Raw genomic sequence first — 16,594 nt, 5'->3', positions numbered from 1 at the left:
GCGGCGTTCCGATCTAGGTCTGGCCGAGGATCTTCTTCGCGGCGCGAAGATGCGGCATGTCGATCATCTGGCCGTCGAGCCGCAGCGTGCCGGAGTTCGGATTGCTCGCGAATGCGGCGATCACTTTTTCCGCCCAGGTGCGCTCAGCCTCGGTCGGCTCGAACGCCGCGTTGACGACGTCGACATGTTTCGGGTGGATCAGCGCCTTCGCCGAAAACCCGTCGCGCCGCGCGGCGCGCGTTTCCTGCTCGAGGCCGGCGAGATTGTCGATGTCAGTATAGACGGTGTCGATCGGCGCGACCTCGGCCGCGGCCGCGGCCATCAGGCAAAGATCGCGCGCGAGGCGGTAGGGGCTGTGGAACACGCCGCCTGCGGCCTTTTCCGTGGCGCCGAGCGAAGCCGAGAGATCCTCCGCACCCCACATCAATCCGGCGAGGCGGGGGGAGCAGCCCTTGTAGCTGCCGAGGCCGAAGATCGAGCTGGCTGTCTCCGTCGCGACGCAGACGATGCGCGTCGCGCCGACGGTGATGCCGGCCGCGGCTTCCAAGGCTTCGAGCCAGGTTGCAACCTGGCGCACGTCATCGCCGCCTTGCGATTTCGGCAGAACGATGCCGTCGGGCTTGCCGGGCATCACCGCGGCGAGATCGGTGAGCGTCAGGCCGGTGTCGAGCGCGTTGACGCGGACATAGAGCTGATGCGGGCCGGGGCGGCCCTTCAGCATCGCAAGCGTCAGGGTGCGCGCCTCCGGCTTCTTGTCGGTGACGACGGAATCCTCGAGATCGATGATCAGCGCGTCGGCCTTGCCTTCGCTCGCCTTCTCGAATTTGCGCGGGGAATCCCCCGGCACGAACAGCATCGAACGCATCAGACCGGCCTCTTGTGCATCATCGCCATGCGGCGGCATTTGCCGACGATCTCGTCGTTCTGGTTCAAGGCGTGGTGCTCGAACTCGACGATACCCGCTCTCGGGCGCGATTTGGATTCCCTCAACGAAAGCACCTTCGTCGTCGCCCGCAAGGTGTCGCCATGGAAGACCGGTTTTGGAAACGTGACGTCGGTCATGCCGAGATTGGCAACAGTGGTCCCCATGGTCGTATCATAGACCGTCATGCCGATCATGATGCCGAGGGTGTAAAGGCTGTTGAAAATGCGCTGGCCGAACTCGGTCTTTTCAGCGAAATGCGCGTCGATATGCAGCGGCTGCGGGTTGAGCGTCAGCAGGCTGAACATGGTGTTGTCCATCTCCGTGACGGTCCGGGTCAGCGGATGCCTGAACTCCTGGCCCACAGAAAAGTCCTCGAAATAAAGCCCGGCCATCGCGGTTTCCTCCCTGTATAGCTGCGATTCTGGCCAGCGCTGCCGTTAGGGCGGCGCGGCCAGGTAAACTGCTTTTTGCTCTGCGAGCTGCTCGATCTCGTCGGTCGAGAAGCCGGCCTCGCGCAAAATGTCGCGGCCATGCTGGCCGAGCGTCGGTGCGGGGCCGGCGGCTTCCGGCTGGGTTACGCTCCAGGTGGAGGGCACGCGCATCTGGCGGATCCGGCCTTCCACGGGATGATCCACCGTCCTGAAGAAGTCGATCGCATTGAGATGCGGATCGTCGAGGATCGTCTCCAGCGTGTGCATCGGCATCACCGGAATGTCGGCGCGCTCGAGCAGATCGCGCCATTCTGCGGTGGTGCGTGTGAGGAAGATGTGGCCGATCTCCTCGTAGATCTCGTCGATGTGCTTCGTCCGCGCGGCGTGGTTGGCGAAGCGCGGCTGATCGAGGAAATGCGGCTGTCCGATCGCCTCGAAGAAGCTGCGCCAGTGCTTGTCGTTGTAGATGAGGACGCAGAGATAGCCGTCACTGGTCTTGTAGGGGCGGCGATAGCGCGACAGCAGGCGGGCATAGCCGCCATGGTCGAGCGGCGGATCGTAGGTGAGGCCGCCCAGATGATCGACCAGCACGAACTCCGTCATCGATTCGAACATCGGCACGTCGATGCGTTGGCCAACGCCGGTGCGGCTCTGATGCATCAGCCCGCCCATGATCGCATTGATCAACATCAGGCCGACGATGCGGTCGGCGATGGTGACGGGGACGTAGCGCGGCGTGCCGTCGCCGGCCGCCGCAAGCAGCGTCGGAATCGTGGCGGCGCCCTGGATGAGATCGTCATAGGCGGGCTTTGCGGCATAGGGCCCGGACTGGCCGTAGCCGAACGCGCCGACATAGATGAGCGCGGGGTTGATCTCGCGAAGTGTCTCGTAGTCGAGGCCGAGCCGCGCCATTGCCTGTGGGCGCACGTTGTAGACGAGCGCGTTGGCGTGCTTCGCCAGCCGCAGCAAGGTGTCGCGGCCTTCCGTCTTCTTCAGGTCGAGCACGATGCTGCGCTTGCCGCGATTGGCATTGAGGAACATCCCGCCCATGCCGGGCGTGCGGCCGGGACCGATCTGGCGAACGATGTCGCCCTCAGGGCTTTCGACCTTGATCACGTCGGCGCCCATGTCCGCCAGCACCTGGGTGCCGTAGGGGCCCATCAGCACCGAGGTCAGGTCGAGAATGGTGAAGCCGGCGAGCGGTCCCATGAGGCCTCGTTGGATAAATTCATATACGTGAAGTTAGAGTTCATAAAATAGCGGTGTCAATTCGGCGACTCCAGTTTACGGCGCATGGCTCCATGAATAATTCATATACTTGACAGATAAATTCACCTATATGTACATTTTCAAGCAAGAAATAGAGCGAGGGCCGGACGGCGCCGCAGCAATTCGCTGCCGCGTTCGGCGTGGGGACGCGTCAAGGAGAACGACATGAAGAAGAATCTGGTCCGGGCTGCAGCAGTGCTCGCTCTCTCGCTGCCGGTCTCGACGCTGCAGGCGCAGGCCCTGGAGCTGAAGGTCGCCGATAGCTTCCCCGCCGGTCACTATCTCGTCCGCCTGATGCTGAAGCCCTGGATGGACGACGTCACAAGGCGCACCAACGGTGCGGTGACCTTCACCTATTATCCGAACCAGCAGATCGGCAAGGCGGCGGACATGCTGCGGCTCACCCAGTCCGGCGTGGTCGATATCGGCTACATCGGACCGTCCTACGTCTCCGACAAGATGCCGCTGTCGGAGGTCGCGCAATTGCCGGGTGCGTTCGAGACTGCGTGCCAGGGCACGATGGCTTATTGGAAGGCTGCGCGCGAAGGCATTCTGGCCAAGCAGGAATACGCGCCGAACAAGATCAAGCTGCTGCTCGCCGTAGTGCTGCCGCCCTACCAGGTGTGGACCGTCAAGTCGAAGGTGGAAACCACCAAGGACATGCAGGGCCTGAAGCTGCGCACCACCGGCGGCGCGCAGGACCTGACGCTGCGTGCGCTCAACGCCGTGCCGGTGCGCATGGCTGCGCCCGATGCCTATGAGTCGCTGTCGCGCGGCACCATGGACGGCCTGCTGTTCCCGCTCGACAGCGTCGTCTCATACGGCCTCGACAAGCTGGTCAAGCACGCCACCGAAGGCGTCAGCTTCGGCAGCTTCATCGTTGCCTACTCCATCAACCAGTCGGTCTGGGACAAGCTACCCGACGACGTGAAGAAGGCGATGAACGAGGCTTCGGAGGCGATTACGCCGCAAGCCTGCGCCGGCGTCGAAAAGGAAGGCGAAGTCACCAGGAAGCAAATGCAGGACGAAGGCATCAGCTTCGATCCGCTGCCGGAGGCGACGCGCACCGAGATCAAGGACAAGCTCAAGGGCGTCGGCAAGGAGTGGGCGAGCGGGCTCGACAGCCGCGGCAAGCAGGCGTCTGCCGCGCTGAAGGAGTTCGACGATCTGCTCGCCGCGGGCGGCGCCAAGTAGAGCGCCAGGTAGTCCGACATCCAACAGGGAGGCGCTAGAGGTGATCAAACGGGCAGGAGATGTGCTCGGCGCGCTGGAGCGCGCGCTGACGGTGATCGCGGTGGTGTTCATGTTCGTGATCATGCTGCTGGTGGTGACCGACGTGTTCATGCGTTACGCGCTGAACAGCCCTTTCTCCTTCACCTATGATCTGATCGGGCTCTATCTCCTCGCTGGCGTGTTCTTCTTCACGCTGTCGGACGCGCTGCGTGAGCATGTCCATGTCGGCGTGGACATCCTCTTGTCGCGCTTCTCGCTGACGGGGCGACGGTTGTCCGAGATCGTCACGGCGCTCGCCGGCCTGTTCGTATTCATCCTGATCTGCAAGGTCGGGTTCGAGCGCGCGCTGGAGAATTACGAGCAGCACGACGTGCTCTCCGGCGCGATCCCCTGGCCGACCTGGATTTCGGCGGCGCTGGTGCCGTTCGGCTGCGGCGTGCTGGTGCTGCGGCTGGCGCTGCAGCTCGTCGGCAATGTGCTGAGCCTCGTCAGCGGCCGCGACCTCTATCCGCTGCCGCCGGTGACCGGCGTCGGCGAAGCACGCGGCTTCGAGTAACGGGCGATATCCCCATGACACCTTTCATCGTTCTCGCCCTGCTGTTCGGCCTGCTTGCCCTCGGCACGCCCGTCGGCTTTGCCATGGCTTTCTCCGGCTCGGTCGGCCTCGTCATGGTTGGCGGATGGCCCACGCTGTTCGGCATCCTGCAGACAGCGCCGCTCTCGACCGTCTCGGCCTACGAGCTGATCACCATTCCGATGTTTCTCTTGATGGCAGACCTCGTGCTGCTGTCGGGTGTCGCGGACGATCTGTTCAAGACCGCTTCGGCCTGGGTCGGCCGCATTCCCGGCGGCCTCGGCATGGCAACCGCGCTCGCCGGCGCCGGTTTTGGCGCGATCTGCGGCACCTCGACCGCTTCCGCCGCGACGCTGTCCTCGACCAGCCTGCCGGCGATGATCCGCCAGGGCTACGAGCCGAAGATGGCGGCCGGCGTCGTTGCGATCTCGGGCACGTTGTCGATGCTGCTGCCGACCAGCGTTGCGCTCGTCATCTTCGGCCTGCTGGCGGAGGTAAACATCGGCAAGCTGCTGATCAGCGGCATCATCCCGGCGATCCTGGTCACGTTCACCATCATGGCCACGATCTACTTCCTGGTCTGGCAGGATCCTTCGCGCGCACCGGCCGCGAAGTCTGTACCGTGGCGCGAGAAGTTTGCGCTGCTGTGGCAGGTCTCGCCGATGGTGGTGCTGTTCTCGATCGTGACAGGCACGATCTATCTCGGCGTCGCAACGCCGACGGAAGCCTCCGCCTTCGGCGCGTTCGGCGCCTTCCTGCTCGCCATCGTCAAGGGCAAGATCACGCCGTCCTCGCTCTATGCGACGCTGCTGCGCGCCTGCCACGGCACCTGCATGATCATCATGATCCTGGTCGGTGCCTCGATCTTCGGCTATTTCTTCACGCTGACCCATGTCACGCAGGACCTCGTCGCCTGGATCGGCAGCCTTCCGGCCTCGCGCTGGGTGATCATTACATTGATCCTGTGCGGCTACATCGTGCTCGGCTCGTTCATGGACCAGATCGCGATCCTGGTGCTGACCGTGCCGATCGTGCTGCCGCTGATCAAGACGCTGGGCTTTGATCCGATCTGGTTCGGCGTCATCAAAATCGTCACCGCAGAAGTCGGCATGATCACGCCGCCGGTCGGGCTCAACTGCTTCATCGTTGCTCGCTATGCCAAGCGGCCGGTGGCGGAAGTGTTCCACGGCACCTTCCCGCACTTCATCGCGCACCTGATCGCAATCGCGATCCTGGTGGCGTTTCCCTCGATCATTCTCTTGCTGCCCTCGCAGATGGGGCGCTAGGCCCAACGAGCCTCCATAAGGAGACCATCATGGATTTCGCGCTCACCGATCAGCAGGAAGCCATTCGTGCCGCCGTCGCAAAAGTTTGCGAGGACTTTCCCGACGCCTATTGGCTGAAGAAGGACCACGACGGCGGCTTCCCGCACGACTTCCACAAGGCGATGGCCGATGCCGGCTGGCTCGGCATCTGCGTGCCGGAGGAATATGGCGGCTCCGGGCTCGGCATCACCGAGGCCGCGATCATGATGCGCGCCATCGCGGAATCCGGCGCCGGCATGTCCGGCGCCTCCGCGGTGCACATCAACGTCTTCGGGCTCAACCCCGTCGTGGTGTTCGGCACCGAGGAGCAGCGCAAGCGCATGCTGCCGCCGATGGTCGAGGGCCGCGAGAAGGCGTGCTTCGCCGTCACCGAGCCCAACACCGGCCTCAACACCACGCAACTCAAGACCCGTGCCGTCGCCAAGAACGACCGCTACATCGTCAACGGCCAGAAGGTGTGGATCTCCACCGCGCAGGTCGCGCACAAGATCCTGCTGCTGGCGCGCACCACGCCGCTGGAGGACGTGCGGTCGCCGACCCATGGCCTCAGCCTCTTCTACACGGATTTCGACCGCAAGAAGATCAAGGTCCACGAGATCGAGAAGATGGGCCGCAAGATCGTCGATTCCAACGAGCTGTTCTTCGAGGATTTCGAGATCCCGATGGAGGACCGCATCGGCGAAGAGGGCAAGGGTTTTCAGTACATCCTCGAAGGCATGAACCCCGAGCGTATCCTGATCGCGGCGGAAGCGGTCGGCCTCGGCAAGCTCGCGCTGTCGCGCGCGACCGAATACGCCAAGACGCGCGTGGTGTTCAACCGTCCGATCGGCAAGAACCAGGGCATCCAGCATCCGCTCGCGGTGAACTGGGTCGAGCTCGAGGCGGCCTGGCTGATGGTGATGCAGGCAGCCTGGCAATACGACAAGGGCTTGCCTTGCGGCGCTGGCGCGAACGCCGCGAAATATTTCGCAGGCGAAGCCGGCTACCATGCCTGCGAGCAGGCAGTGATGACCCATGGCGGCTTCGGCTATGCCAAGGAATTCCACGTCGAGCGTTATCTGCGCGAGGTCCTGATCCCGCGCATCGCGCCGGTCAGCCCGCAGCTCGCGCTCAGCTTCATCGCGGAAAAGGTGCTCGGGCTGGCGAAGTCTTACTAGTCTTCGCGCGGATCGCTTAGCGGGGACGCCAATGAACCTCGACTTCTCCGGCCTGATCCGGGAGGGCGACCGTGTCGTGTGCGGGCAGGCAACGGCTGAGCCGGTCACCCTGACCGAAGCGCTGGTCGCGCAAGCCGGGCATCTGCCGGCGTTCCGCATGATGGTCGGTCCAATATTCTCCGACACGTTTTCCGCCGCGTGCGCGCCCAACATCTCGTTCCAGAGCTATGGCGTGATCGGGAATGCGCGGCGGCTCGCGAAAGCGGGACGGCTCGACGTGATCCCGAGCAACTACAGCGCCTTCTGCGCCGATTTCGCCTCACGGCGCCATCGTGCGGATGTGGTGCTGGTGCAACTCGCCGAGTCCGGCGATGGTCGATTGAGCGCAAGCCTCTCCAACGATTATGTCATCGATGCCGCACGGGGCGCGCGAGTGGTCATCGCCGAGATCAATCCGGATGCGCCCCTTACGTTCGGGGCGGAATGGCCCGAGGACGTGCCGATCCATTTGCGTGTGCCGGCCCGGCGCCCGCCGGTGGAATTGGCCTCGCCCCCGATCGATGACATCTCCCGGCTGATCGCCGCGCATGCGGCGAGCCTGATCGCCGACGGCAGTACGCTTCAGTTCGGTGTGGGACGCATTCCGGACGCGATCCTGTCCTCGCTCTCCCATGCCCGCAATCTCGGCATCCATTCCGGCCTGATCAATGACGCCGTTGTCGACCTGATCGAGCGCGGCGCGGTGACGAATGCAGAGAAGGGAATCGATGCCGGGACCACGGTGACGAACCAGGTGATCGGCACGAAGCGGCTCTATCGCTTCGTGCACGAGAACAAGGCGGTTTCGGTGCGGCCGACGTCATATACGCACGGCCAGAATGTGCTGGCGTGGATCAACCGGCTGGTCGCGATCAACTCGGCGCTCCAGGTCGGGCTCGATGGCAGCGTCAACTCCGAAACGCTTAACGGCGTCGCGATCGGCGCCATCGGCGGGCAGCTCGATTTCGTGCGCGGTGCCAATGCATCGCCCGGGGGCAGGGCGATCATCGCGCTGCCGGCGACGGCGTCCGACGGGACCAGCCGCATTGTCGTCCATGTGGAGACCGTGACGACGCCGCGCGCCGATGTCGATGCCATCGTGACCGAATGGGGCGTTGCAGAGCTGCGTGGTTGCGGACTTGCCGAGCGCGCGCGCCGCATGGTCGCGATCGCGGCGCCCGGGCACCGCGATGCGCTGTCGGCACAACTTCGCGCCGCGCGCTAGAATCTGGCGAGCCATCTGAAACAGGCGGGCCTATTCGGCGGCGATCCGTTCCATTGCCATGGCGCGAAGCCGGGCGCGCTGGATTTTCACACCGTTGGCGCTGTCGGTGACGGGGAAAGCGTCGACGATATAGATTCGTGCCGGCACCTTATAGCCGGCCAGCCGCTCGCGCAGGCGGGCCACCAGCATCTCCTGCTGCGGCGGCTCCTCGGCCGGAATCACAAAGGCGACGCAGCGCGCCTGACCCCTAAGATCGACCGCGACAACCTGGGCGTCGGCAACCCCCGTGCAGGCTTTGAGCTCGTCCTCGATCTCGCCGGGCGCAACCAGGAAGCCGCCGAGCCGCATCGCATCGCCCGCGCGGGTCTCGTAGACGAAGGCGCCGTCGCTGCGCATCCGGCCGATGTCGCCGGTGCGGAAGAAGCCGTCCGCGGTGATCGCGTCGTGCGTCGCATCCGGGTTGTTGAAATAGCCGAGGAAGCGCGAGGGCGCGCTGATCTCGATCTCGCCGGAGACGCCTTGCGCCGCCAGCTCCCCGGTCTCAGTGTCGCGCACGCGCACCTTCGCGTCGGGAGACATCGGCCAGCCGCCGCCTTCGATGCGAGCGGCGAAGGCATCACCGGAGCGGGCGATCGAGAACAGCGCCTGCACCTCGCTCGAACCGTAGAGGCCGAACAGCGGCATGCCGCGCGCCTCGGCCTCCGCGGCGAGTTCACGCCAGCCGGGCTGGAACGCGGCGAAGCCGCAGACTTCGAGATGCGGGAATGGCCGTGGTGTGTCGGCGAGCGCGAGGATGCGGCGGAACATCTCGTCGGAGCCGAAGGCGTGCGTGATCTTGTGTTCGCCAAGGACCTTCGACGCTGATGCCGCCTCGAAAGCATCGAGCACATGGATGGTCGCGCCGGCTGCGATGAAGCCGAGCAGGCTGGTCATGCCAAAGGTGCCGCAGAACGGCAGCATGGCCAGCAGCGAATGGCGCTGTGGCGAGAGTTTCAGCGCCTTGGCGACGGAGGCGGCGTGCGTGGCGAGCGTCCGCTGCGAATGCGCGACGAGCTTCGGTCCCTTGGTCGTGCCCGATGTCGTGTAGAGCAGCACCGGCAGATCGACCTCGTCCCGCGCCGGCGGTGCTGGCGGATAGGACGTCTCGAACGCATCGAAGCGCACACAGGGCCAGTGTGCGGGGATCGCATCCCCGCCAACCACCGCGAGCCTTTGCAGCGCGGGCACTTCGTCCCTGGTGACCCCGGCGAGGATGGCGGCAAAATCGATCGAGCGGAACGCGGCCTCGACCACCATCAGCCTGGCGCCGGACACCTTGAGCAGATGGCCGACTTCCGCGCTGCGGTAGCGGGTATTGACCGAGGCGACGATCGCACCGCAGCGGGCGGCGGCGAACAGCAGTGCGATCCATTCGACCCGGTTGACCAGCCAGACCGCGACCACGTCGCCCCGGCCGATGCCTTGCGCGGCAAGCCATGCGGCGGTCTGCTCGACCTTCCCGGAGAATTCCGCGCGCGAGACCGGCCTGCCGTCAAACACGAAGGCGGGCTCGGCGCCTTCGGTGCCGATCAGCGATTGAAGCGAAAATTGGTTGACGCTCATGGCAACCGGACTAACCCGATCGCGCAGACCTGTCTACTTGGTGCCGAACATCCGGTCGCCGGCATCGCCCAGGCCCGGCACGATGTAGCCGTGGTCGTTGAGCCGCTCGTCGATCGCGGCGGTCCAGATCGGCACGTCGGGATGCTCGCTCTGGAACTGCGCGATGCCTTCGGGCGCGGCCAGAAGGCAGACGAAGCGGATGTCGCGGGCGCCGCGCGCCTTGAGCAGGGAGGCGCCGGCGCAGGCCGAGTTGCCGGTCGCCAGCATCGGGTCCATCAGGATCACGGTGCGGTCGGACAGGTCCTGCGGCGCCTTGAAGTAATATTCCACGGCCTGCAATGTCTCGGGGTCGCGGTAGAGCCCGATATGGGCGATGCGCGCCGAGGGCATCAGCGCCAGCATGCCGTCGAGGAAGCCGACGCCGGCGCGCAGGATCGGCGCCAGCGTGAGCTTCTTGCCGGCAATCTTCGGTGCCCGCATCGGCGAGATCGGCGTCTCGATCTCCACCAGCTCCAAAGGCAGATCGCGCGTCACCTCGTAGCCGAGCAGCATCCCGATCTCGTTCAGGATCTCGCGAAAACTCTTGGTCGAGCGGTCCTTCTCCCGCATGAGGGAGAGCTTGTGCTGGACCAGGGGGTGGGCGACGACGTTGACGCTGCTTGTGCTCATGAAACCGATCTACACGGTTCCGTGAAATAGCGCCAGATCGGCCAGATCTTTTCGCGGGGATACGCGGCCTCACGCGGGCATCGCGACGGCGCTACGTACCCAGCTGCTCGCCTCGTAGGCAGCCATGGTCAATTCACGGTCCATCGATGTGCCGGGTTCTAAACTCCCAGCCCGCGTGCCACGAGCGTGATCACGATTGTCAGGACCGCGCCCCAGATCAGGCTCAGCGTCATGGTCAGGATCGTTGTCGTGACCGCCTGCTCCAGATTTCCCTTGAGGAGCTGCATGCTACTTGTCCGTGGCAGGCGCGACGCCGATGCGCAGGCCGAGCAGCAATGCACCCATCACCGCAACCAGGATGGCGATCTTGAGCTCGATCATGTCCGCAGCCTTGCCGCCGCGCGGGCCAGGAGCCGCCTCGCGCCCTCCGCCAGCGCAATCAGCGGATTGCCGCGGTTCTCGATATCGAGCTCGAAGGTCTCGGCGGGAAACACCAGCGCGCATCTTGCGGGCCCACTCTGCCGGTTGGCGAAGTCGACCGCGGAGCTCTTGAACAGGAAGAGACCGCCGATGCGTCCATGCGCCTCGCGCGCGACCCAGAGGCCGGCGCCGTTGCGCCCGATGAAGAAGGCGGGGATGGCGGTGCTGATGACATCCGGGTCGATCGGTCCAAGGCACGCCGCGGACGCGGCGATTGTCGGTCGCTCGGGCTGGCGACGCGCGGCTTGAAGGGCGATCGCGGCCATGGCGGCTTCCTCACACATCTGCAAGGTCATGATGGTCTCCCATGCCGTCAGGCGTGGAGGTGCCAGACATAGATCGCGGTCTTCAGCGCGATCAGCGCTGCGAGCACGCTGCCCATCGAGAGCAGGGTCAGCGCGCTGAGCGCGAGGCGCTTGAGCTGTGCCTTGCGCTCCGGCGAGATCCGTGCGGGGCGTTCGGCCCAGCCAAGGGAGCGCTCAGCGCCATGTGTCAGCATCGACATGTCTGCATTCCTTCGTCAGCGTGGCGGTGGCCGAGGCCGCCGCAATCTGCCTCGTATGATGTCCATCGTTGCGTAGGATTGCGAGATGAGCGCCGAGGCACCAGTATAGGAATGCTACAATGATGCCGACCGTCGCGCCGGCAGCCCTCTGAAGAGACCGGGGTTCCGCTTCGGCCGGGCCTGAGACGGCGCAGGATCCAAATGCGTCATCCCGATCGCTGCGGCAAAGGCGTTCCGCAGCCGCGGTTCATCGATCTGCTTGCAGAAGCATTCCAGCGTCGCTTCCACACTCTGCCGCTGCCCGCTGATGGCCGCACAGAGTTGCGAGCTGGTCCGCCGAAAGAAGTGGAGGGAGTCCCTGGCGCCGCCGCCCAGATGATCGAGGTCCGCCGCGAGCGCGGCGACATTAAGCCTGTCGGACTCATCGAGCGTCACGGCAAATCGCAGCAGCGCGAGCTGCCAGGCGCGGAGCAGCCTGTGAGGCCTTTCGATTGATTGCCGCATGGGGATACCCGGATGCCGTGCGACGCCTCAGGCGCCGACGCGGTCGATCAGCTCCTCGTCGGCGATCGCGGCGAATGCGCGTACCACTTCCCTCTGCGCGGCTGCGTCCAGCGGAACGATCGGAAGCCTTGTGGCGGGCGACATCAGGCCAAGCACGCCGAGTGCACATTTAAGTGCGGCCGGGCTCTCCTTCCCGAGGCAGGCGATCAAGGGGATCAGGCGCCTGTGCAGGTACCGGGCGGATTGCAGCCGGCCCTGCCTGACATGTGAAAAAATCGTGCGGCAGAGATCCGGCGCGATGTTGGCGACCTCCGAGATCGCGCCATCGCCGCCGTCCGCGATGAAGCCGAATGCGGTGGTGTCGTCGCCGGATAGACAGCGGAAGCCGGCAGGCAGGCGGCGGGACAGGCGCATCGGGCGGGTGATGTCGCCGGTCGCATCGCGCAGGCCGACGAACTGGCGCGATTCGACGAGGCGCAGAAGCGTCTCGTCGGCGAGCGGCCGCAGCGTGCGGGAGGGTACGTCGTGCAGGATCACGGGCAGGCCGATCGCGCCGGCAATGGCGCGGAAGTGCGCGAGCATTCCGTCCTGCATCGGCTTGTTGTAGGCGGGCACCACCGACATCACGGCATCGGCGCCGGCGGCCTCCGCGCGCCGCGCGAGTTCGATGGCGTGGCTCGTTGAATTCGACACGGCGCCGGCGATGATCCGCACGCGGCCACGCGCGACATCGACCGCGGTGCGAATGATCAGCGCCTGCTCGGCCGGCGAGAGCGTCGGTGCCTCGCCGGCGGTCTCACACACCACCAGCGCGGGTACGCCGGCTGCGATCTGACGCTCGCAGAGCGCGGCGAACGCCTTCAGGTCGATCGCGTCGGCCGAATCGAACGGCGTCGGCAGGTCCGGTATGAACCCGGTGAACCAGGCGGAGGGTGGGATGAACATGGTTTTTGCCGAGGAACTCAGGCGGCGCGCTTGGGAGCGGCGGCATCGGGCCTGCTGCCCATGTCGAGCTCGATCTCGCGTGGCAGCTCGATGATGGTCTCGGGATGCTGTCCGTTTTCGAACAGCGCATATTTGATGGCCTGGGCGCGGTTGACGAAGAGGCCACCGTAGAGGCCGTTCTGCTGCTGGGCGACCCACTGTCCCCTGTGGTTGCGGCCGATGAAGACGATGGTCGAGGGAGAGCTGCACGAGGGAGGTTCGACGAGTTTCACTTTCGTATTCCTTCCGATTGACGCGGGCGGCGGGTGCGTGTCCCGCGACCACCCGATCAATATCTTTTCAAGCGAATATGATTTCGAGTGAGGCTGCGCGACGATCTCATAGGAAGGTCATAAAGCCCGATGTTCAGGCCAGCTCGTTGACGACCTGAACCAGCGCGAACAGGGCGCCGAAGGCAACGCCCTCGTCCCAATGATTGAGGACGGCACCGAACAGCGGCTCGCGCCTGACGAGGCCGGCGAGGGCGCACAGGATGATCGACATCCAGAGCAGGGCGGAGAGGCTGCGTGCAAAGCCGACGCTGCCGAAGGCTGCAAAGGCGACGAGCAGTGCGATGCGGACGGCAAAGCGCGCGATCAACCGCGTCGGGCTGAGGCCCCGCGACATGTCTGAAGATTGCGGCAAGGCGCGAACCTCCGCTTGGCCTAGCTGAAATTCTCGCAAGCGACCGGCTGATAGAGCGGGTCCGGGGCGGGGCGCACGGTGGGAACGCTCGGCCGCGATACCTCCACGGCCAATGCCTGTACTTCGATGAAGGCCGACAGCAAGGCAAGTGCGAGATCGGCATGCCGGGCTTCGACAGCGGCGTCGAGCCAGTCCGGCAATTCGCGCTCGCGCGACAGCGCGCAATGCCACTCGCCCTCGTCATAGGCGATGCGGCGGACCTGCCACAGCGGCAGCTCGAACTCGATCAGCGCCAGCGCGGCGTCGGTCCAGGCCTCGGCATCGACCAGGCGCATGATGCGCGCACTGCGCTCGCTCCGCCCGCGCGACGGGAAGCGCCGGCAGGCCTGATCGATGATGTCGAGCATCAGCGGACGCGTCATTGCCGGTGCCGCGCGAAGCAGTTGGTTGAGGGAAGGTGGGGCAAGGCGTCGGAGAACGGCGGTCATGTCTGGCCTCCTGGAATTGGCGTCGGTCAGTCGGCCGGCCTCTCCAAGATGGCTGGAAGCGCATTTGAAAACGAGATGGGGACGGGACGGGAGATATAAGGATTTCATAAGTGCACGGAATCTTCCGGATAAGAGCGACAGATCCTCGGCCGCCGTCGCCGCCGAAGGTCGAGGCTTATAGAAGCAGGGCTTTTTGAAAAGACCCTGGCCATGGCCTGCCTTAACAACGGTAGTGAAAGCAACGGTGGCTTGTGTCGCTGCGCTGCCTGCTCGGAACGGCCGCCCGGAATACAGTGTCGGTGCCACATGGCGGACAGCCACGACGTGCCGGCCTTTATGGAATTCATATAACTTCGCCATAGGCCTCATCTCGAAAACCTATGCCGGTGGTGGCACTTCAACACGGTCAAAAGTCCCGGCTGGTGCCGTGGAAATGCTTTGCATTTCCTTCGTTCCACGCGCTCGCCGGACGCCTGAGAAACGGTTGCGTCCGACATAAAGCCGCAACGAGGAGCATTCCCATGATGGACATTCTGATGCTGGCGCTGGGCTTTGGCTTCTTCGCGCTCGCGATCGGCTACACCTACGCCTGCGAACGGCTGTGAGGGAGCGGACCATGACCTTCGATTATTCGCTCGCCGCCGTCGTCTCGCTCGGTCTCCTGTTCTACCTCACTTATGCGCTGCTGCGGCCCGAGCGGTTCTGACCCGTGCTGCTGCTTCTCGAATTGCTGCTCGCGGACGCCGCGCTGGTGGCGTGCCTGCTTGCCCTGATCCTGCCGCTCCTGCGCAGGTCAAACGTCCTAAAGGGTTGATGCCATGACTATGATCGGTTGGCTCCAGATCATTCTCTTTTGCGCGATTATCGTCGCGCTGACAAAACCGCTCGGCGGATACATGACGGCTGTGTTCAACGGCGAGCGGACGTTCCTGTCGCCGGTGCTGCGGCCGATCGAGGCCGGCATCTACTGGTTTTCCGGCGTCGAAGAGAGGCGCGAGCAGCATTGGCTGACCTACACGGTCTCGATGCTGCTGTTCCATGTCGGCGGCTTCCTCATCATCTACGGCGTGATGCGGCTTCAGGCGGTGTTGCCCTTCAACCCGGCCGGGCAGGGCGCGGTCGCCCAGGATCTCTCCTTCAACACCGCGATTTCCTTCATCACCAACACCAACTGGCAGAATTACGGCGGCGAGAGCACGGTATCCTATCTCGTGCAGATGCTCGGCCTGACACACCAGAATTTCCTGTCGGCGGCGACCGGCATCGCGCTCGCGGTGGCCATGATCCGCGGATTCTCGCGCGCCTCGATGCGCACGGTCGGCAATTTCTGGGTCGACGTCACCCGCACGACACTTTACGTGCTGCTGCCGATCTGCGTCGTCTACACGCTGTTCCTGGTCTGGCAGGGCATCCCGCAGACGCTCGGTGATTACGTCGAGGCTACGACGCTCGAAGGCGCCAAGCAGACCATCGCGGTCGGCCCGGTGGCCTCGCAGGTCGCGATCAAGATGCTCGGCACCAATGGCGGCGGCTTCTTCAATGCCAACGCCGCCCATCCCTTCGAGAACCCGACCGCGCTGTCGAATCTTGTGCAGATGCTCTCGATCTTCCTGATCGGCGCGGCCATGACCAATGTGTTCGGCCGCATGGTCGGCAACCAGCGCCAGGGCTGGGCGATCTTCGCGGTGATGGGCGTGCTGTTCATCGCCGGTGTCTCCATCACCTACTGGGCGGAAGCCAACGGCACCTCGATGATGCATGCGCTCGGCCTCACCGGCGGCAACATGGAGGGCAAGGAAGTCCGCTTCGGCATCGTCGCATCCTCGCTGTTCGCCGTGGTGACCACGGCTGCCTCCTGCGGCGCGGTCAACGCCATGCATGACAGCTTCACCGCGCTCGGCGGCATGATCCCGCTGATCAACATGCAGCTCGGCGAAGTCATCATCGGCGGCGTCGGCGCCGGCCTCTATGGCATGCTGCTGTTCGTCGTGCTCGCGATCTTCGTCGCCGGCCTGATGGTCGGCCGCACACCGGAATATGTCGGCAAGAAGATCGAGGCGCGCGAGGTCAAGATGGCGATGCTCGCGATCCTGGTGCTGCCGCTGATGTATCTCGGCTGGACCGCGGTCGGCGTGGTCTATCCGGCGGCGGTCGCCTCCATGGCGAATGCCGGCCCGCATGGCTTCACCGAGGTGCTCTACGCCTTCACCTCGGCGACCGGCAACAACGGCTCGGCCTTCGCGGGCCTCACCGGCAACACGCTGTTCTACAACCTCACGCTCGCATCCGCGATGTTCGTCGGCCGGTTCTTCATGATCGTTCCGGCGATGGCGATTGCGGGCTCGCTGGCCGCCAAGAAGTCGATCCCGCCGTCGGCGGGCACGTTCCCGACCACGGGTGGGCTGTTCGTCGGCCTCGTCGTGGGCGTGATCCTGATCATCGGCGGCCTGACCTTCTTCCCGGCACTCGCGCTCGGCCCGATCGTCGAGCAACTCGCGATGAACGCCGGCAACGTCTTCTGATTGTTTGGAGTGACCTC

Annotated in this window: 20 protein-coding genes and 1 pseudogene; 9 read left to right on the top strand and 12 right to left on the bottom strand. The window is 64.8% G+C overall.

The window, feature by feature from the left end:
- Positions 1-13 precede the first annotated feature (13 nt).
- The 3 genes and pseudogenes from AB7245_RS36110 to AB7245_RS36100 all read right to left on the bottom strand — a co-directional run bounded on the left by AB7245_RS36110 (position 14) and on the right by AB7245_RS36100 (position 2,565).
- Positions 14-865 (bottom strand): HpcH/HpaI aldolase/citrate lyase family protein, encoded by an 852-nt coding sequence (locus AB7245_RS36110; protein WP_439035495.1) that lies wholly within the window; start codon positions 863-865, stop codon positions 14-16.
- A pseudogene (locus AB7245_RS36105) lies at positions 865-1,332 on the bottom strand (MaoC family dehydratase); the annotation flags it as partial. The gene AB7245_RS36110 and the pseudogene AB7245_RS36105, both read right to left, overlap by 1 nt.
- A gap of 30 nt (positions 1,333-1,362) precedes the next feature.
- Positions 1,363-2,565: a CaiB/BaiF CoA transferase family protein gene (locus AB7245_RS36100; protein ID WP_439035494.1), complete on the bottom strand. Its 1,203-nt coding sequence runs from the start codon at positions 2,563-2,565 to the stop codon at positions 1,363-1,365.
- A gap of 225 nt (positions 2,566-2,790) precedes the next feature.
- Here AB7245_RS36100 and AB7245_RS36095 point away from each other — a divergent pair, with 225 nt between their 5' ends.
- The 5 genes from AB7245_RS36095 to AB7245_RS36075 are packed head-to-tail and all read left to right on the top strand — an operon-like array spanning position 2,791 to position 8,178.
- Entirely contained in the window at positions 2,791-3,819 is a 1,029-nt protein-coding gene (locus tag AB7245_RS36095) for a TRAP transporter substrate-binding protein (RefSeq protein ID WP_085405250.1), read from the top strand.
- A 40-nt stretch (positions 3,820-3,859) separates the two neighbouring features.
- Positions 3,860-4,414, top strand: coding sequence for a TRAP transporter small permease (locus AB7245_RS36090; protein WP_028147088.1), 555 nt, complete (start codon positions 3,860-3,862; stop codon positions 4,412-4,414).
- Positions 4,415-4,428: 14 nt separating this feature from the next.
- Complete coding sequence (locus tag AB7245_RS36085; protein WP_439035493.1) at positions 4,429-5,718, top strand: TRAP transporter large permease; 1,290 nt, start codon at positions 4,429-4,431, stop codon at positions 5,716-5,718.
- A 29-nt stretch (positions 5,719-5,747) separates the two neighbouring features.
- On the top strand, positions 5,748-6,914 hold the full coding sequence (locus AB7245_RS36080; protein ID WP_071910096.1) for an acyl-CoA dehydrogenase family protein: 1,167 nt from the start codon (positions 5,748-5,750) through the stop codon (positions 6,912-6,914).
- Between the two features lie 31 nt (positions 6,915-6,945).
- Positions 6,946-8,178 carry an acetyl-CoA hydrolase/transferase family protein gene (locus AB7245_RS36075; protein WP_085405249.1) on the top strand — a complete coding sequence of 411 codons (1,233 nt, stop codon included), beginning with the start codon at positions 6,946-6,948 and terminating at the stop codon, positions 8,176-8,178.
- Positions 8,179-8,208: 30 nt separating this feature from the next.
- Here the strand turns inward: AB7245_RS36075 and AB7245_RS36070 are convergent, their stop codons facing one another.
- The 5 genes from AB7245_RS36070 to AB7245_RS36050 form a co-directional block, all read right to left on the bottom strand.
- Positions 8,209-9,780 carry an AMP-binding protein gene (locus tag AB7245_RS36070; protein ID WP_085405248.1) on the bottom strand — a complete coding sequence of 524 codons (1,572 nt, stop codon included), beginning with the start codon at positions 9,778-9,780 and terminating at the stop codon, positions 8,209-8,211.
- A 33-nt stretch (positions 9,781-9,813) separates the two neighbouring features.
- Positions 9,814-10,449 carry a uracil phosphoribosyltransferase gene (gene upp / locus AB7245_RS36065; RefSeq protein ID WP_085405247.1) on the bottom strand — a complete coding sequence of 212 codons (636 nt, stop codon included), beginning with the start codon at positions 10,447-10,449 and terminating at the stop codon, positions 9,814-9,816.
- 158 nt (positions 10,450-10,607) lie between these two features.
- Positions 10,608-10,736 (bottom strand): hypothetical protein, encoded by a 129-nt coding sequence (locus AB7245_RS36060; protein ID WP_256478590.1) that lies wholly within the window; start codon positions 10,734-10,736, stop codon positions 10,608-10,610.
- A 90-nt stretch (positions 10,737-10,826) separates the two neighbouring features.
- Positions 10,827-11,225, bottom strand: coding sequence for a hypothetical protein (locus AB7245_RS36055; RefSeq protein ID WP_085405246.1), 399 nt, complete (start codon positions 11,223-11,225; stop codon positions 10,827-10,829).
- Between the two features lie 17 nt (positions 11,226-11,242).
- Positions 11,243-11,434, bottom strand: coding sequence for a hypothetical protein (locus AB7245_RS36050; RefSeq protein ID WP_085405245.1), 192 nt, complete (start codon positions 11,432-11,434; stop codon positions 11,243-11,245).
- 201 nt (positions 11,435-11,635) lie between these two features.
- Between AB7245_RS36050 and AB7245_RS36045 the strand changes: the two genes are divergently transcribed.
- Positions 11,636-11,929: a hypothetical protein gene (locus tag AB7245_RS36045; RefSeq protein ID WP_161495938.1), complete on the top strand. Its 294-nt coding sequence runs from the start codon at positions 11,636-11,638 to the stop codon at positions 11,927-11,929.
- A 36-nt stretch (positions 11,930-11,965) separates the two neighbouring features.
- On the opposite strand, the gene dapA is transcribed toward AB7245_RS36045, so the two are convergent.
- The 4 genes from dapA to AB7245_RS36025 form a co-directional block, all read right to left on the bottom strand.
- A complete protein-coding gene (gene dapA / locus AB7245_RS36040) occupies positions 11,966-12,883 on the bottom strand; it encodes a 4-hydroxy-tetrahydrodipicolinate synthase (RefSeq protein WP_135214836.1) in 918 nt (305 codons plus the stop codon).
- Between the two features lie 17 nt (positions 12,884-12,900).
- Positions 12,901-13,155, bottom strand: coding sequence for a hypothetical protein (locus AB7245_RS36035; RefSeq protein ID WP_063981387.1), 255 nt, complete (start codon positions 13,153-13,155; stop codon positions 12,901-12,903).
- Between the two features lie 133 nt (positions 13,156-13,288).
- Positions 13,289-13,567, bottom strand: a complete 279-nt coding sequence (locus tag AB7245_RS36030; RefSeq protein ID WP_081369150.1) for a hypothetical protein — start codon at positions 13,565-13,567, stop codon at positions 13,289-13,291.
- Positions 13,568-13,587: 20 nt separating this feature from the next.
- Complete coding sequence (locus AB7245_RS36025) at positions 13,588-14,055, bottom strand: hypothetical protein (RefSeq protein ID WP_085405242.1); 468 nt, start codon at positions 14,053-14,055, stop codon at positions 13,588-13,590.
- 380 nt (positions 14,056-14,435) lie between these two features.
- On the opposite strand from AB7245_RS36025, the gene AB7245_RS36020 reads away from it, so the two are divergent.
- From AB7245_RS36020 to kdpA, 3 genes are all read left to right on the top strand, one after another.
- Positions 14,436-14,660 carry a hypothetical protein gene (locus AB7245_RS36020; protein ID WP_085965673.1) on the top strand — a complete coding sequence of 75 codons (225 nt, stop codon included), beginning with the start codon at positions 14,436-14,438 and terminating at the stop codon, positions 14,658-14,660.
- Between the two features lie 11 nt (positions 14,661-14,671).
- Positions 14,672-14,761: a K(+)-transporting ATPase subunit F gene (locus AB7245_RS36015; RefSeq protein WP_041953522.1), complete on the top strand. Its 90-nt coding sequence runs from the start codon at positions 14,672-14,674 to the stop codon at positions 14,759-14,761.
- Positions 14,762-14,873: 112 nt separating this feature from the next.
- The gene (kdpA, locus tag AB7245_RS36010; protein WP_208088430.1) at positions 14,874-16,577 is read left to right on the top strand and encodes a potassium-transporting ATPase subunit KdpA; all 1,704 of its coding nucleotides are present in this window, start codon (positions 14,874-14,876) and stop codon (positions 16,575-16,577) included.
- Positions 16,578-16,594 lie beyond the last annotated feature (17 nt).

Origin of the sequence: Bradyrhizobium sp. 604_D8_N2_3, from assembly GCF_051810765.1 — a bacterium.
Lineage (GTDB): Bacteria > Pseudomonadota > Alphaproteobacteria > Rhizobiales > Xanthobacteraceae > Bradyrhizobium > Bradyrhizobium barranii.
The sequence above is the reverse complement of the archived record's forward strand: the minus strand, read 5'-3'. Positions and strand labels throughout refer to the sequence as shown.

Excerpts from the sequence above, each read along its gene's own strand:
- AB7245_RS36110 (WP_439035495.1), bottom strand. The coding sequence starts at position 865 with ATGCGTTCGATGCTGTTCGTGCCGGGGGATTCCCCGCGCAAATTCGAG.
- dapA (WP_135214836.1), bottom strand. The coding sequence starts at position 12,883 with ATGTTCATCCCACCCTCCGCCTGGTTCACCGGGTTCATACCGGACCTG.
- AB7245_RS36100 (WP_439035494.1), bottom strand. The coding sequence starts at position 2,565 with ATGGGACCGCTCGCCGGCTTCACCATTCTCGACCTGACCTCGGTGCTG.
- upp (WP_085405247.1), bottom strand. The coding sequence starts at position 10,449 with ATGAGCACAAGCAGCGTCAACGTCGTCGCCCACCCCCTGGTCCAGCAC.
- AB7245_RS36075 (WP_085405249.1), top strand. The coding sequence starts at position 6,946 with ATGAACCTCGACTTCTCCGGCCTGATCCGGGAGGGCGACCGTGTCGTG.
- AB7245_RS36050 (WP_085405245.1), bottom strand. The coding sequence starts at position 11,434 with ATGTCGATGCTGACACATGGCGCTGAGCGCTCCCTTGGCTGGGCCGAA.
- AB7245_RS36055 (WP_085405246.1), bottom strand. The coding sequence starts at position 11,225 with ATGACCTTGCAGATGTGTGAGGAAGCCGCCATGGCCGCGATCGCCCTT.
- AB7245_RS36095 (WP_085405250.1), top strand. The coding sequence starts at position 2,791 with ATGAAGAAGAATCTGGTCCGGGCTGCAGCAGTGCTCGCTCTCTCGCTG.
- AB7245_RS36015 (WP_041953522.1), top strand. The coding sequence starts at position 14,672 with ATGACCTTCGATTATTCGCTCGCCGCCGTCGTCTCGCTCGGTCTCCTG.
- AB7245_RS36060 (WP_256478590.1), bottom strand. The coding sequence starts at position 10,736 with ATGCAGCTCCTCAAGGGAAATCTGGAGCAGGCGGTCACGACAACGATC.
- AB7245_RS36020 (WP_085965673.1), top strand. The coding sequence starts at position 14,436 with ATGCCGGTGGTGGCACTTCAACACGGTCAAAAGTCCCGGCTGGTGCCG.
- kdpA (WP_208088430.1), top strand. The coding sequence starts at position 14,874 with ATGACTATGATCGGTTGGCTCCAGATCATTCTCTTTTGCGCGATTATC.
- AB7245_RS36085 (WP_439035493.1), top strand. The coding sequence starts at position 4,429 with ATGACACCTTTCATCGTTCTCGCCCTGCTGTTCGGCCTGCTTGCCCTC.
- AB7245_RS36045 (WP_161495938.1), top strand. The coding sequence starts at position 11,636 with ATGCGTCATCCCGATCGCTGCGGCAAAGGCGTTCCGCAGCCGCGGTTC.
- AB7245_RS36080 (WP_071910096.1), top strand. The coding sequence starts at position 5,748 with ATGGATTTCGCGCTCACCGATCAGCAGGAAGCCATTCGTGCCGCCGTC.
- AB7245_RS36025 (WP_085405242.1), bottom strand. The coding sequence starts at position 14,055 with ATGACCGCCGTTCTCCGACGCCTTGCCCCACCTTCCCTCAACCAACTG.
- AB7245_RS36070 (WP_085405248.1), bottom strand. The coding sequence starts at position 9,780 with ATGAGCGTCAACCAATTTTCGCTTCAATCGCTGATCGGCACCGAAGGC.